Raw genomic sequence first — 13,775 nt, forward strand, 5'->3', positions numbered from 1 at the left:
CGGCCGTGTCGTCACGCGACGACGCTGGTGAGGGCGGCCCACAGCAGCGGCGAGTGCTCCACGGCGCCGGTGGCGCGCCACCGGTCGAGCCGCTCACGTTGCCAGCGGCACAGGACCCGCACGGGGTCGGGGCGCTCGTGGGCGGCGTCGACGGCGACGATCGCCTCGGACAGCGGGCGCACCGAAGCCGGCAGCCCGGCCAGTCGGTGGAACGCGTGGCTGGTCGGGAGCACCCAGCGGGTGGCGGTGACCAGTTCGGCGCCGTTGTGGAGCATCGCCGTGGCGAGGCCGAACGATTCGGCGAAGCGCAGGTCCCCGCCGCTCTCGCAGGCGATCAGCGCGACCCGCGGTGGGGCCGGCCAGAGCAGCGCCCCCGGCACGCCGTCGGCCCGCAGCGGCAGGGTGCCGAGCAGCAGGTCCTTGACCGAGAGCGGCCGATGGGCGCCGCGCACCACCTCGGTGAGACCGGTCGTCCCCGGGCCGCAGGCCAGGTGCAGGGTGATGTCCTCGCTCTGCCCGCCGTCGACCGGCACGCCGCTCACATGCCCGACGTAGAGCAGCCGGCGCGCCCCGGCACCGAGCACGCCGCCGAGCCAGTCGCGGTCCAGGTCGGTGCGGCGGAACGCCTCGGCCGGGGCGGTGAGGTGCGGCGCGACGGGGCCCGCGTCGAGCCGGCGTTGGACCAGCGCCGTCAGCTCCGGGTCCGATCCCGGCGGTCCGAGGACCGAGCCGAGCGGGGAGTCGGCACGGAATCCGGGCACCCGGGGGTCGAGGACGAGCACCACGGCGTCGCCGTCCGGCGCCGGGCGGGCGCCGGGGCCCGGTCGGCGCAACGAGGCGGGCGCGGTGGTCACGACGTCCGCGAGGTCGACGAGCCGCGCCTCGTCGTCGACGGCCAGCAGTTCCCAGGGCACCTGGGCGACCCGGGGCGACGGCTGGATCCGGATCAGCGGGCGGCCGGCGGCGGCCGACACGTGGCGGATCTGGGCGGTGAGCCCGGCCGGCCACAGCGCCTCGGCCAGCATCCGCGCGAGCCGCCGCTCGGCCCCGTGGCCGGCCATCGCCCCGGACTCGAACGCCCGCCGCATCCCCTCGCCCGGCCCCGGCAGCGCGGCGGACAGGGCGGCGACCGCCTCGTCGACCTCGGCGGCGGGGGCGTGGCCGGTGCCGAACCCGCGGGCGCCGCTGGTCCAGGTCCAGGTCATGAACAGGTCGCCGGCGTCGGCCAACCTGACCTGGACGACCGGGCCTTCGCTCAGCTCGTCGGCGACCAGAACGCCACCTCCTCGTCGCTCACGATCCGCCGGTGGTAGCGGAACTCGGCGGCCGCTACGTACTCCTGGAGCGCGGTGCGGCCGGACTCGGGCGCCATCCGCACCCGTGGCGGGGGGTTGACGCGCAGCCCGGCCGAGGCGGCGGCCTCCGCGGCCACGCCCCCCAGGGACATGGCTCCCGCGAGGTGTCCGTGCGTCTTCATGGCGGCGCTCGGGAAGACCGACGCCGCTTCCCCCTCGGACGCGGTGGAGGGCGCCCGCGGTGTCGGGTCGAGCGCCAACGTGGCGCCCGCGCAGCGGTGTTCGACCAGCTCGAAGAGCAGGCCCTGGTCCTGGGAGCGCACGGCGAGCCGGAAGGCCAGCCGCATGGCGTGGTCCGCCACCTCCCGCCACTGGCTTCGCGCGTGCGCGCTGACGAAGTCGTACCTGGCCGCCTCGAGCGCCAACGCGGCGGGCAGGGCGAGGGCGAGCGCGGTCCTGACGGAGGCGGCCTCGTGGTCGCCGTGGTCCGTCCGGTTCAGGTTGTCCTCCAGGGTCTCGGCGAGTATCAGGTCCACCTGGGCGCACCGCTCGTACACGGCGCGCGCCTGGTAGACGTCGCGGGCCGCCTGCGCCAGCCGCTTCATCTCGTCGATGTCGCCCCGGTCGTAGGCCTGTTGGGCGCCGAGCAGCATGCTGTCCGCGGCGGCGATCTCGGCGCCGAGCCGTTCGAAGCGGGCCAGGCTCGACGCCATCAGGTCGCCGGCGCCCGCGACGTCGCCGCGCCGGCCGGCGAGGAAGGCGCGGGCCTGTTCGCAGACCGCCAGGTGGCCGAAGTGCCGCTGCCGCTCGAAGATCGCCGACGCCTCGGCGAACAACCGCTCCGCGACGTCGAGTTCGCCCCGTTGCATCGCGGTGTGCGCCCGGTGCGCGAGCATCAGGTGCTGCTCGCCGATGTCCCCCCGCGCCCGGAAGTCGTCCTCCGCGCGGGCGAAGTAGTCCTCGGCCAGGTCGAGCCGCCCGGTCGAGGAGCAGATCAGGCCGAGGGCGGTCAGCAGGCGCGCCTGGGCCGGCGCCGCGGTCGCCGGCGTGCTGGCCAGCAGCGCGGTGGCCAGTTCCTCGGCCGCACCCCACTCGCCGCGATCGATCAGCAACAGCACGCGGTTCAGGCCGAGTTCGGCGGTGCGCAGCCCCTCGGGGTCGTCGAACTCCGGCAGCCTGACCGCCGCCTCGTCCAGGCACGCGAGCGCCTCGTCGAGCCGCCCGGTGTTGCGCAGCAGGTCGGCCCTGGCGAGCAGGTTCCTCAGCAGGAGCTCCAGCCACAGCTGTCGGCCGCGCGGCCCCATCGGCGCCGACGCGACGTCGTCGAGCAGGCGGCGGGCGCCCTCGACGGCGTCGGCCGCCCCGGCCAGGTCCGTGGCGGAGAGCCGGACGCTCGCGAGGTTGGACAGCAGGTGCGCCCGCAGGAAGCGCACGTCGGGCGAGTCCTCCAGGGACTCGGCCAGGGTGAGCAGTTCCTCGTAGCCGGCGGACGCGGCGGCGAGATCGGCCGTCAGCTGGTGTTCCTCGGCCAGGGCCAGGCCGCTGTCGAAGGGCTCTCCGTAGAGCTGGGCCACGGCACTCGGACGGCGCTCACCGGCCGGCGGGCTCGGAGGCGGGCTCGGAGGCGGCATGTGAGGAGGGTACGTCGTCCGAGAAAGGGCGGGCGAGCCCGGGACCGGTGGATGTCGCCCGCCGACTAGCATCCACCCGTCAGGTCCGCACCACACCGGACGTCACCGACGGGAGAAGAGGGGGAGCCGTCATGGGCGTTCCCGGGATACCGCCGTACGAGGTGTTCGCCACCGACACCACCCTGCTCTGCTTCGACGGCCGGGTGCTCGAGGTGTTCGGCTTCAACGACACCCACCGCTACCACGTCCGGCAGGAGCCACGGCTGGAGTTCGACTCCGGCCGGCGCCCCCGGATGTCGATCGTCACGGGGCGGGACTACCGCCACACCTTCTCCTACGACCCGCACCGGCTCGACGGCCTGCGCGCCCTGGCCGACCTGTTGGCGCGGAGCCGGCCCGAGCCGCCGAGCCTCTGACGCGGGCGACGGCCGCGCGCGGCTGGGTGCCGTAGTGCTCGCGGACCTCACGGATCGTCGGAACCGCCGGGAACCCGACGTCGCCCGCGCTGACGACGATCGCCCCGTCCTCGCTCCGGTACTCCTGCGGCGTCGCCCATCGGGGTTCGAGGCGCGGTTCGGCGGCGAACGCCCGCAGCAGCGCGTCCACGACGCGAACCGCCTCGCCGCGAGACGAGGCCCGGAGAACCACCGTGCCCCGCTGCCATCCGCCGCCGAACGTGTCGCTACAGTCGAACTCGGCCGACACCACGCCGTCGACGGCGAGCGCCGCCTCCGCGAACGCGTCCTCGCCGTCGGAGTTCCTCGCCCGCCCCAGGCCGAGCAGTACGGCGAGCACGCCGCCGACCGGCCCCGCCCGGGACATCCGGCGCGCGAGTCGACGCCTGCGGCGTTCCCATGCCTTGCCCATCAGTGCTTCCGTCCCGTGGGGATGGCCTCAGCCTCGCACCGCCCCGGCCGGGCGGACAACCACTCCCGCCCGAGGGCGTGTTCCCCGAACAGGGGTCGTGCGCGGGGACGGCCCCGTCCATAGCGTTGTCCCTGGCGGAAGGCCCGGGTGAACGAACCGGGGCCGTCCCGCCTGACCGTCATCCGGCGTCCGGGATGCCCGGGCGCACACCCAAGGAGGTGGCTTTCGTGGCCAACGAAAACGCGTACGAGGTTCCCACCCTGATCGAGGTCGGCGACTTCGCCGAACTGACCCAGCTCACGTCGCGGGGCTACTGGCTCGACAGCCCGTGGGGCGCCTGGTGGCTCTGAGCCACCCGTAGGCCCACGGGGCTGAGTGAGACGGGCGGTACCGTCGGGGCGGCAGTCTGACGCGCGCCAGCCGTACCGCACCCCTTCGCTCCAGCACGAGAGTGGCCCGACCGACGCCACATGCCGGTCGGGCCACTCCACTCTGGCACTTCGGTGGAGGATACGCATGGAGTTCGTGGTACTTCCCGACCATCCGGCCGGCGCCGAGGCTCTCGCGCTGGCGCCGACTCCCGGGTTGCCGCGCCCCAGGGTGATCGAGCACCATTCCGGTCGGCCCTGGCTCGTGGGCGACTGGCGGGACGACGAGATCGTGTCCGTCTCCGCCGGCCCGCGCCGTGTCGTCCTGCTCGGCTGCGCATCCGTGCGACCGGACGCCCTGGCCGCCCGGTTGGGCCGGGTCCGCACCCTGGCGGACCTGGACGACCTGGCCCGCCTGGCTGCCGGCAGCTTCCACCTCGTCGCGTCGCTCGACGGCGACGTCCGCGTCCAGGGCACGCTGTCCACCGCGTGCCAGGTCTTCCACGCCACGGTCGCCGGCGTGACGATGGCGGCCGACCGCCCCGAGACGCTGGCCGACCTCGTCGGCGCGGGCGTCGACGAGGAGCGGGTGGCGCTCGAACTCCTGTCTCCGTTCGGGCCTCCCTGGCCGCTCAGCGAGCGTTCGGTGTGGCGCGGGGTGCGCAGCCCACGCGTCGGACACTGCCTGGAGATCGATCGGAACGGCGTCGGGCGCACCCGACGTTGGTGGACGCCGCCCGCGCCCGAACGCCCCCTGGGCGATGGCACCTTCGTCCGCGAGGCGCTGTTCGACGCCGTTGCGGCGCGCACCGCGGGCCAGCCCGTGGTCAGCGCCGACCTGTCCGGCGGTCTCGACTCGACGAGTCTCTGCTTCGTCGCCGACGCGTCCGGCGACACCCCCCTGGTGACCCTGCACTACGAGGCGCACGGCGGACGCGGTGAGGATCTGACCTGGGCGCGCCGGGCGGCGGCCGAACTGCCACGGGCCGACCACGTGGTGGTGCCGCCGGCGGAGACACCGGACTGGTACGCGCCGTTCGCTCACACCCCGCACGACCGGGAGGGCCCGCTGATGTTCGTCCGGGCCCGGGCCACCGTCGAGCACCAGGCCGCCCTCGTCGCCTCCCGGGGCGCGCGCCGTCATCTCCAGGGCGTCGGAGGCGACGAACTGTTCCTCCCGGGTGTGATGTGCCTGCACGGGCTGATCCGGCGCGCGCCGTCGGCGGCGCTGCCGCAGGTGCGCGCGCTGCGGTCCAGGCGCCGCTGGTCGCTGGCCACGACGATCCGCACGCTGGCGTCCGCGCCGTCCTATCCGCGGTGGCTGGCCGGCCAGGTGGACACGCTCGACGCGGAACGGGACTGGGGCTCGGGCGCGTACTGGGAGATCTCGCCGAAGCTCCCGCCCTGGATCACCGCGGACGCCGCGGCGACCGTCCGTCGTCTGCTTCGCGAGGCCGTCGCCGCCGGTCCCGAACCGCTGGCCGCGCTCCCGGTCCAACACGAGATGATCTGGATCAATCGGATCAACGGCTCGGCCATGCGCCGCAACTCGCGCATCGGCGCGCACGCGGGCGTCACCTTCCAGGCTCCGTACACCGACGACCGGGTGCTGGAGGCCGTGCTGTCCGTGCGCCTGGCCGATCGCGTGGCCCCGGAGCTGCTCAAGCCCGTGCTCGCGCGGGCGCTCGACGGTGTGGTGCCGGCCGGGATCCTGCGGCGGACCGGCAAGGACGACGCCAGTCCCACCCTGTACGCCGGACTGCGCCGGCGCCGCGGCGAACTGCTCGACTTCGCCGAGGACACGCGCCTGGCCCGGATGGGCCTGATCGACGCGGCGGAGCTTCGCCGCCTGCTCATCGGCACCCATGCCGACACCCGGCCGCTGATGCCCTTCGATCCCACCCTCGCCTGCGAGTTGTGGCTGCGGGCGGTGTCCCCCGAGAGCACGACCGCCGCGACCCCCACGTCCCGAACCACGTAAGGAGGCACGATGACCTTCGCCCTGGCGCCCGGGGTGTCCGTCGCCGACACCGAGAACGGCACGGTGCTGCTCGACGAACGCAACGGCCGTTACTGGATGCTGAACCGCACCGGGGCCGTGGTGCTGCGCTGCCTGCTGGACGGTGAGTCGCCTGAGGAGGCCGCCCGGACGCTGCTGCGGCGCTTCCCCGACACCCCCCAGCAGGCCGCCGACCACGTGGACGGCCTGCTCGATGCCCTGCGCGCGGCCAAGGTGATCCACCCGTGAGCGGCGCGACCCTGCGCCTCGAGTCGGCCAGCGCACCGCCGTGGCGCCTCCGCCCGCCGGCCAGGCTCGCCGCGGGCATCGCGCGCCTGCTGGCCCGGCTGCCGCCGGCCAGGCTGCGCCGGGTACTGGCGTTCGCGAGCCGGGGCGCGCGCCCCGCGAGTGCGCCACAGGCGCTGCGGGCGCGCAACGCGGTGGTGTACGTGAGCCTGGCCTGCGCGGGCCCGCGCTGCCTGCAACGGTCCATCGCCACCGCGCTGTTGTGCCGGCTGGGCGGCACCTGGCCCCAGTGGTGCACCGGGGTGGCCACCGAGCCCTTCGCGGCACACGCCTGGGTGGCCGTGGACGGCGAGCCCGTCGGCGAGGACACCGGCCACGTTCGCGCCTTCCACGTCATCATGTCCGTGCCGCCCCGCCGATGAGCGGCGACCGGCCCGACGCGGCGATCCACACGCGCGGCCTGCGGCGCGTCTACGGCGACGCCGTGGCGGTGCACGGCCTGGACCTGACGGTCGCCGAGGGGGAGAGCTTCGGCTTCCTCGGCCCCAACGGCGCCGGCAAGTCCACCACCATCGGCATGCTCTCCACCCTGCTGCGCCCGAGCGCGGGACAGGCGGCCGTGGCCGGGATCGATGTCGCGCGCCGGCCGGACGAGGTCAGGCGCAGGATCGGCGTCGTCTTCCAGGACCCGACCGCCGACCGGGAGCTGACGGGGTGGCAGAACCTCAGCTTCCACGCCCGCCTGTACGGGATGTCCCGGCGCGACGTGCACGCTCAGGCACGGGTTCTGCTGGAGATGGTGGGGCTGGCCGACCGGGGCGACGCGCCGGTGGGCACCTACTCAGGCGGCATGCGGCGCCGGCTGGAGGTGGCCCGGGCCCTGATGCACCGGCCGCGGGTGCTGTTCCTCGACGAGCCGACGACCGGACTCGACCCGCAGAGCCGGGCCCAGGTCTGGCAGAAGCTGCACGAGCTCGGTCGGCAGGACGGGGTCACCGTCTTCCTCACCACGCACTACCTGGAGGAGGCCGAACACTGCGACCGGATCGCCGTGATGGACCACGGCCGCCTCGTCGCACAGGGGACGCCGCACGAGCTCAAGTCGGCGATCGGCGCCGACGTCGTGCGCCTCAGGACGGGCGACGACCGGGAAGCGGCCAAGGCTATCCGCGAGCGGTTCGGTCTGGACGCCGAGGTCGGTCCGGACGGCGTGCGGGTCAGGACGGCGGACGGGGCGCGTTGGGTACCGCGGCTGTGCGCCCAACTCACCTCGGGCGTCACCTCGGTGACGGTCACGAGGCCGAGCCTGGACGACGTCTTCCTGCACCACACCGGCCGTTCCATGCGGGATTCGTAAGAGGAAGAGGAAAGGAGCCGACGTGCTGGAGTCCACCGCGGAGCGCCCCGGCCGGCTCACGACGCGGCCGGCCGGCCGGCGCGCCGCCGAGCTGGCGGCGCTGCTGGCGCTGTGCCGACGGGAGATGACCCGGCTGGTCGCGAGTCCCGTCCAGACGGGACTGACGCTGCTGAATCCCCTGCTCTACTTCGTGGTGCTCGGGACCGGGTTGAGCGGCATGCTCGGGTCCGCGTCCGGTACCGGGGACTACCTCACGTACGTCTACCCCGGGATCCTGTTGATGGCCGTGCAGATGCCCGCGCTGAACGCCGGGATGTCCATCGTCCGCGACCGCGAGACGGGGCTGCTGCGCGCCGTGCTGGTCGCGCCGGTTCGGCGGGCCACCGTTCTGGTCGGCAAGTGCCTGGGCAGCACGGCGACGGCGACCGCACAGGGCGGACTGCTGCTCTCCTTCGCCGGCGTCGCCGGCCTGCCCTACGACCCGCTGCTGCTGCTCGCGTTGCTGGGGGAGCTGGCGCTCGTGGCGTTCACCCTGACCGCGTTCGTGACCCTGGCGGCCGTCTGCATCACCCGGATCGAGACGTTCCAGTCCGCGCTCGGCGTGGCCATGCTGCCGCTGTTCTTCCTGTCGGGCGCGATGTTCTCGGTGGCCGGACTGCCGTGGTGGCTCGCCGCGCTGACGCACCTCAACCCGCTGACCTACGCGGTGGACGCGCTGCGGCAGACCGTGGCCTGGGGCACGCCGGGCGGCGCGCTCCCGCCCGGGCCCGACTGGGGCGGCTGGGCACCGCCGCTCGGGGTCGAGCTGATGGTGATGTGCGCCCTGGGCCTCGCCGCCCTGGCGCTCGCGGCGCGCCGCTTCTCCCGCGCCGAGTAGCCGGCGGCGGCGGGCGGCGAGCAACGGGAGGCCTGCGACGGGCGGCGGGCGGCGATCACGTCGACGGCGGCGTCCGCCGGACGGAGTTCGCGACCTCGCCGGGGGTGACCAGGCCGTCCTCGATCGCGCGGGCCAGCATGTCCGCCTTCGTCGGTGCGGCCCTGCCGACCTGGGCGTACTTGACCCGGGCCCGTTTGATGTACATGTCCACGGTGTGCACGGACACGCCCATGCGGCGGGCCACCGACGCCTTGGACATGGATTGGAACCACCACAGCAGCGACGTTCGTTCCTGGGGGGACAGCTGGGGACGTGCCGGGCTGCGGTCGCTCACCAGGACACCGGCCGTCGTCGGGGGCACATAGGGTCGGTCGGCGGCGGCGGCGCGCACCGCGTGGAGCAGGTGCGCCTGTCCCTCGCTCTTGGCGACGAATCCGCTGGCGCCCATGTCCAGCACGTCCATCACCAGCGATTCGTCGGTGAACTGCGAGAAGACGACGATCCGTTGACCGGCCGCGGCGAGCGCGCCGATGTCCGGGAGCACCAGCCGCCCGTTGAGGTTGAGGTCCACGATGAGGACGTCCGCCGCGCCGGAGCGCAGGTCCGTGATGGTCTCGCCGGTGTGTCTGACGCGCACTCTCGGCTCCTCGGCCAGCCAGGCCCGGACGCCGTCGATCACCACCGGGTGATCGTCGATGATGCCGACGTCGAACGCGGTCCGGGGACGCGCCATCGAGACTCCAGCCACAGCAGGTTCTCCTTCTCGTCGAACATCACCGATGTGTCGGTCGAACCGGACGTGCGCAGCGTGCCGGGGGCCGCGGCGTCGGCGGCCACGCTCACCGTGACCTCGTCGGCCGCCGCGACGACGGTCACCCGGGCGCTGACCTCCGCCGACGCCAGCGCCAGGAGCGGCCCCTCGGTGAGCCACCGGCGAACCGCCACGGGAACGTCGGGCAGTTCCCCGTAGCAGACGAACGTGACGTTCACGTCCCGGCGCTCGGCGACGTCGGCGCAGGCCCGGAGTTCGTGCAGCAGGGGATGGGCCGCGTCCTCCGTCTCGGCGAACAGCCGGCGCAGCCGCGCCGCCTCGATCGCGCTCGACCGCCGCACCGCTTCGTGCCCCGGGTGTGCCCGCCCCTCGGCCAGGTCACGGAGCAGCGGCGCGATCCGGTCGCGCATGTAGCGGTAGCGCCGCCGTCGTTCGGTGTGCCTGGTCTCCTCGGCCACCTGGCGGGCCAGGCGGTCCGCCTGCGCCCCTGCCGCGCGGGTCGCGAGTTCGGCGGCGTGGTGTAACTGCCGGGCGAGCAGGGCGAAGGTGAGCTGGATGCCTGCCGTGGTGTAGGAGGTGGTGATCAGCAGGGCCCAGGACACCGGGGTGTCCAACTCGCCGCTCGCCCCGAGCGCGATCACCGTCATCGCGACGGTGCAGCTCAACAGGGCGAGCAGCTCGTGGAGCGGGCGCTGTAACAGCAGCAGCACGCCGAACCAGCCCACCGTGTTGGCGGCCCAGCTGAGGTCGCTGATCGCCTGGCCCTCCGGATACGTCGCGACGGCGACGACCCCGGCCAGCAGGGCGACGAGGGTCAGCGCCCGGGCCACGCGGCCGCGCAGCGCGGACCGCAGCAGCAGCGTGGAGCCGATCACCTGGACGACGGAGAGCACCAGCCAGGCCGCGAGGGCGGCCCACGCCGGCTCGTACCGCGACCAGCCGCGGACCAGGACCATGGAGTCGTAGCCGAAGTGCCAGATGGCGACGATGACCACCACCACGACGCTGATCACGTGGGTGTAGCGGACCGCGATCAACTCCCCCGGCGGCGTGCTCACGTCGCTCCCGACGCGGGCCACCGCAGCATGACGCGGACCCCGTCGCCCGGCCGTGCCTCGATCCGCGCGCCGCCGCCCACCGCCGCCATCCGGCCCACGATCGACTCGCGCAGCCCCCTGCGGTGCGCTGGCACGGCCGCGGGATCGAAGCCGCGTCCCCGGTCGAGCACGACGACGGCGACGCCGGCGCCGACCGCCTCCGCGCGCACCTGGGCCGCCGAGGTGCCGGCGTGCCGGGCGACGTTCGTCAGGGCCTCCGCGACGGCGTCGGCGAGTGCGGTCACCACCGGCTGGGGCAGCCGCACCGGCGCGAGCCCGAACTCCACGGTCAGCGTGGGCAGTCCCGGCCGTGGCGTGGAGGCCGCGCCGCGCAGGGCCTCGTCCAACGGGACCAGGCGCACGGGAGCGGCCGACGTGCCGCCCCCTTCGTTCGCTTCGTTCGCTTCATCGGCTTCGTCGACTTCGTCCGCCAGGCCGTGGATCACGCGGAGGTCGGCCACCGCGCGGCGACGCAGGGTGTCGGAACGGTCGGCGATCGCGCCGGTACTCACCATGGTGAGCGTGGCGAGTACGGTGTCGTGCAGTCGCCGCTGGTGGTCGCGCTCGTCCGCGCGGGCCGCCGCCCTGGCCATCTCGTTCGCCTGCGCCACGGCCTCGGCCGCCAGCGCGGCGTCCGCCGAACCGGCGGCGCGACGTAGCAGGACGAACATCCCGGCGCTCAGGATGCCCTGGAGCACGAGCACGACGGGTGCCTCCCGCAGGCCCGGGGCGCCGATCGTGTAGGCCGCGGTGATCACGGCGGTCGCCAGGAGCCCGTGGGGTGGGCGCAGGAAGTACTGCGTGTTGAGCACGGTGGCGCTGGCCACGAGGTCGACCCACCCGCTGCCGGCGGTCGCCGTCAGCACGGATCCGGGCACCAGGCGGTCGTGGAGCAGGCAGAGCACGGCGCAGAGCACGACATCCGTCACGCCCAGCCGGAGGTTCGGGCCCCCGCGAAGGGACTGGACGCCGAACGAGCCCGCCCAGACCAGCACTCCGGCGACGGAGAGCAGCACCCACGCGGGGTTCGCGGCCGACGACAGCCCGAGCAGTGCGACCACCGCGGCCACCGCCGCGCTGGACAGTCGCAGGACCACGGTGACGATCAGGGCCCGGCGTTCCAGGGTGAGCGTGGCCGGACCGGCGGCGGGAATCGCACCGCGCCCCCACCTCGGCGCCGAGGCGCGCATGACGCGCCCGCGTTGCTCGGACATCCGGCCACTACCCCCGTAGCGGGGAGTTGGTCGCCCCCGGCACGACCATACGGGCCCGGGTGCGCCAGTGGAAGGGCATTGTGAAGGTTCGGAGGGGGGCGAACGACCAACGGGAGGTGGCGCGTCCGCCCCACCCCACCGGCGGCCCGAAGACGACACGACGACCACCGACCGTCCTGTCGGAGCCCCGGCGGTCCTCGGCTAGAAGTCCTCGTCGCCGGTGGCGGCGGCGAACTCGGCGAGGAACGGCCCAAGGGGCGCGTCGTACGGCGGGGATTGGGCCGCGGCCGCCAGCCGCCGCCTGACCAGGGCCCGGATCGCGTGGCGGTCGTCGCGGTCGTCGCGGGCCTCGGCGTCGCCCGACGCGTCGGGGCCCGGGTCGAAGCCGGGCAGCAGGACGTCCACGTCGATCCTGGGCGGCGTCGCCGCGGCCCGCAGGTCCAGATCGGCCCGGCCGGTCCACAGGTCGTCCCGTCTGGCGAGCGGCAGCCGTGCCGCCTCGCCGCCGTCCACCCGGACCTCGGCGGCGAGGAACGCGCCGCCGGTGGGTGCCGCGACGGCCTCGACCTCGATCAGTCGGCGGGCGCCCAGCGCGCGGGCGGTCCAGGTCACCGCGTGCTCGGCCGCGTCGACGAGGCCGGGTGGGTAGCGGCGCCAGTCGTTGGTGGCGGCGCCGCGGGCGATCACCCGGCCGCCGGCGTCGCCCGGGTGGCCGGCGGCGAGCGCGTGGTCGCCGTGGCGGGCGAACAGCGGGCCGACGTCGACGGGTTGGGGCACGGGCTCCGGCCGGTCGAGGGCGGCTTCCAACCGGCGCAGCTCGGGTCCTTCGAGGCCGGTGCGGTCCGCGGCGTCGGCGAGCAGCCGCAGCACGCGCTCCAGTTGGTTCTCCGGGCCGGCCGCCGCGCGCCACCAGCGGATCAGCGGGTCGATCGCGCCTCGGTGCTCCTCGATCAGCTCGGCCGCGCAGTCGTCGGGTTGGTCGTCGCCGTCGTCGAAGAGCTGCTGGCACCGGTGGGTGAGCGCGGCCAACTCCAGGCCGAGCACGTCGGCTTCGAGTGCCGGTATGCCGTCCAGCTGGGAGGCCGGCCACCAGCGGGCGGCCCAGTGCCCGAGGCCGAGCCGGGCGGCGGCGCCGGCGAGTTCGGTGGGTTCGGCCGGCGTCGGGAGGTCGGTCGGCTCCCCCGCCGCGGCGGCGTGCACGGCGGCGGCGACGCGCTCGCCGTAGAGGGCCCACAGCCACTGCTGCGCCCGGGCCGGGTCGTGGATCTCGGCCACCGGGGGGCCCGACCCGCCGAGCACGGGCCAGCTCAACACCGCCCCGGCGACGTCGAGTACGGCCCGGGCGACCGTGGGGCCCGCCGGCCCGGCCGCGACCCGGATCACGCCGTCCGCCTCCCGGGTCACCCGGACGTCGACACCGGCCGGCGTCATCACGCGCTCCGCCGCTCGACGGCCGGGGCGGCGTCCGCCGTCAGGGCGCGCAGCGCCGCCCTGACCCTGGCGCGGTGGTCCATCATCACCGAGCGGGCGACGCCGTCGAGCACCGCCCAGGCCGACGCCAGGTCGTCGAGCGGCGCCTCGTGGACGTCCCGGCCGTGCAGCCGCGCCCAGAGCCGCCGCATGTAGGCGGCCCAGGGGGTGCGCAGTTCCCGGGCGAGGGCGTCGAGGGGGCCGCCGTCCGGGTCGGGGCGCGACGAGAGGGTCATCCGGCGGGCACGGAGCGCCGACGCCTCGCGCTGCCAGCGGCCGTTGACGGCGCGGTGCGCGGACGTCCGGCCGGGGGCCGCTCCCCCGTCGCCCAGTGGGTCGAGCCCGGCCGCGAGCCGGCCGCCGAGCAGCGCGGCGACCCGCAGGCTCTCGTCGCCCAGGCCGAGGGGGGCGCAGCTGCGGCCGACCTCGCGCCGCACGAGCTCCGGCACCTCGGGCAGTTCGTCGCGCCGGGGCGCCGCCTGGAGCACCACGAAGAGCCGCTCGAAGAGCGTGCGGTCGAGCGGTGCCCTGAGGGTGGCGGTGGAGGCGCCGAGGCCGACCTCGGGGCACGGGGGCGTCGGG

General features: G+C 75.0%; 13 protein-coding genes and 1 pseudogene. 7 read left to right on the plus strand and 7 right to left on the minus strand.

All coding sequences use genetic code 11. From position 1 onward, the window contains the following. Nucleotides 1-11: 11 nt before the first annotated feature. Together E1283_RS38520 and E1283_RS38525 are read right to left on the minus strand one after the other, a co-directional pair. The gene (locus E1283_RS38520; RefSeq protein ID WP_243744577.1) at nucleotides 12-1,229 is read right to left on the minus strand and encodes a CHAT domain-containing protein; all 1,218 of its coding nucleotides are present in this window, start codon (nucleotides 1,227-1,229) and stop codon (nucleotides 12-14) included. A gap of 26 nt (nucleotides 1,230-1,255) precedes the next feature. Further along, complete coding sequence (locus tag E1283_RS38525; protein ID WP_165955996.1) at nucleotides 1,256-2,926, minus strand: hypothetical protein; 1,671 nt, start codon at nucleotides 2,924-2,926, stop codon at nucleotides 1,256-1,258. A 131-nt stretch (nucleotides 2,927-3,057) separates the two neighbouring features. Here E1283_RS38525 and E1283_RS03570 point away from each other — a divergent pair, with 131 nt between their 5' ends. The 7 genes from E1283_RS03570 (at nucleotide 3,058) to E1283_RS03605 (ending at nucleotide 8,640) form a co-directional block, all read left to right on the plus strand. Continuing rightward, entirely contained in the window at nucleotides 3,058-3,342 is a 285-nt protein-coding gene (locus E1283_RS03570; protein WP_132816372.1) for a hypothetical protein, read from the plus strand. Nucleotides 3,343-4,020: 678 nt separating this feature from the next. Then, nucleotides 4,021-4,143, plus strand: a complete 123-nt coding sequence (locus E1283_RS03580) for a lasso RiPP family leader peptide-containing protein (protein ID WP_243744578.1) — start codon at nucleotides 4,021-4,023, stop codon at nucleotides 4,141-4,143. Between the two features lie 166 nt (nucleotides 4,144-4,309). Beyond that, nucleotides 4,310-6,142: an asparagine synthase-related protein gene (locus E1283_RS03585; RefSeq protein WP_132816374.1), complete on the plus strand. Its 1,833-nt coding sequence runs from the start codon at nucleotides 4,310-4,312 to the stop codon at nucleotides 6,140-6,142. 9 nt (nucleotides 6,143-6,151) lie between these two features. Continuing rightward, nucleotides 6,152-6,409, plus strand: coding sequence for a lasso peptide biosynthesis PqqD family chaperone (locus E1283_RS03590; protein WP_132816375.1), 258 nt, complete (start codon nucleotides 6,152-6,154; stop codon nucleotides 6,407-6,409). Beyond that, on the plus strand, nucleotides 6,406-6,828 hold the full coding sequence (locus E1283_RS03595; RefSeq protein ID WP_207930281.1) for a lasso peptide biosynthesis B2 protein: 423 nt from the start codon (nucleotides 6,406-6,408) through the stop codon (nucleotides 6,826-6,828). Before E1283_RS03590 ends, E1283_RS03595 begins: the two co-directional genes overlap by 4 nt. Further along, nucleotides 6,825-7,763, plus strand: a complete 939-nt coding sequence (locus E1283_RS03600; RefSeq protein ID WP_132816376.1) for an ATP-binding cassette domain-containing protein — start codon at nucleotides 6,825-6,827, stop codon at nucleotides 7,761-7,763. The genes E1283_RS03595 and E1283_RS03600 overlap by 4 nt, the downstream gene beginning before the upstream one ends. A gap of 22 nt (nucleotides 7,764-7,785) precedes the next feature. Further along, entirely contained in the window at nucleotides 7,786-8,640 is an 855-nt protein-coding gene (locus tag E1283_RS03605) for an ABC transporter permease (RefSeq protein WP_207930282.1), read from the plus strand. Nucleotides 8,641-8,695: 55 nt separating this feature from the next. Here E1283_RS03605 and E1283_RS03610 read toward each other — a convergent pair whose 3' ends face one another. The 5 genes and pseudogenes from E1283_RS03610 to E1283_RS03630 all read right to left on the minus strand — a co-directional run. Further along, a complete protein-coding gene (locus E1283_RS03610; RefSeq protein WP_132816377.1) occupies nucleotides 8,696-9,373 on the minus strand; it encodes a response regulator transcription factor in 678 nt (225 codons plus the stop codon). Next, on the minus strand, nucleotides 9,316-10,470 hold the full coding sequence (locus tag E1283_RS03615; RefSeq protein ID WP_132816378.1) for a hypothetical protein: 1,155 nt from the start codon (nucleotides 10,468-10,470) through the stop codon (nucleotides 9,316-9,318). Before E1283_RS03615 ends, E1283_RS03610 begins: the two co-directional genes overlap by 58 nt. Beyond that, nucleotides 10,467-11,723: a sensor histidine kinase gene (locus E1283_RS03620; RefSeq protein ID WP_132816379.1), complete on the minus strand. Its 1,257-nt coding sequence runs from the start codon at nucleotides 11,721-11,723 to the stop codon at nucleotides 10,467-10,469. The genes E1283_RS03615 and E1283_RS03620 overlap by 4 nt, the downstream gene beginning before the upstream one ends. A 201-nt stretch (nucleotides 11,724-11,924) precedes the next feature. After that, nucleotides 11,925-13,154: a hypothetical protein gene (locus E1283_RS03625; protein WP_132816380.1), complete on the minus strand. Its 1,230-nt coding sequence runs from the start codon at nucleotides 13,152-13,154 to the stop codon at nucleotides 11,925-11,927. Next, nucleotides 13,154-13,775 (minus strand): annotated as a pseudogene (locus E1283_RS03630) (hypothetical protein); the annotation flags it as partial. The pseudogene E1283_RS03630 and the gene E1283_RS03625, both read right to left, overlap by 1 nt.

Source organism: Streptomyces hainanensis (assembly GCF_004348415.1).
Lineage (GTDB): Bacteria > Actinomycetota > Actinomycetes > Streptomycetales > Streptomycetaceae > Streptomyces > Streptomyces hainanensis.

What these genes read in the sequence shown, in the direction of transcription:
- E1283_RS38525 (WP_165955996.1), bottom strand. Translation starts at nt 2,926, where the DNA reads ATGCCGCCTCCGAGCCCGCCTCCGAGCCCGCCGGCCGGTGAGCGCCGT.
- E1283_RS03570 (WP_132816372.1), top strand. Translation starts at nt 3,058, where the DNA reads ATGGGCGTTCCCGGGATACCGCCGTACGAGGTGTTCGCCACCGACACC.
- E1283_RS03585 (WP_132816374.1), top strand. Translation starts at nt 4,310, where the DNA reads ATGGAGTTCGTGGTACTTCCCGACCATCCGGCCGGCGCCGAGGCTCTC.
- E1283_RS03590 (WP_132816375.1), top strand. Translation starts at nt 6,152, where the DNA reads ATGACCTTCGCCCTGGCGCCCGGGGTGTCCGTCGCCGACACCGAGAAC.
- E1283_RS03600 (WP_132816376.1), top strand. Translation starts at nt 6,825, where the DNA reads ATGAGCGGCGACCGGCCCGACGCGGCGATCCACACGCGCGGCCTGCGG.
- E1283_RS03610 (WP_132816377.1), bottom strand. Translation starts at nt 9,373, where the DNA reads ATGGCGCGTCCCCGGACCGCGTTCGACGTCGGCATCATCGACGATCAC.
- E1283_RS03620 (WP_132816379.1), bottom strand. Translation starts at nt 11,723, where the DNA reads ATGTCCGAGCAACGCGGGCGCGTCATGCGCGCCTCGGCGCCGAGGTGG.
- E1283_RS03625 (WP_132816380.1), bottom strand. Translation starts at nt 13,154, where the DNA reads ATGACGCCGGCCGGTGTCGACGTCCGGGTGACCCGGGAGGCGGACGGC.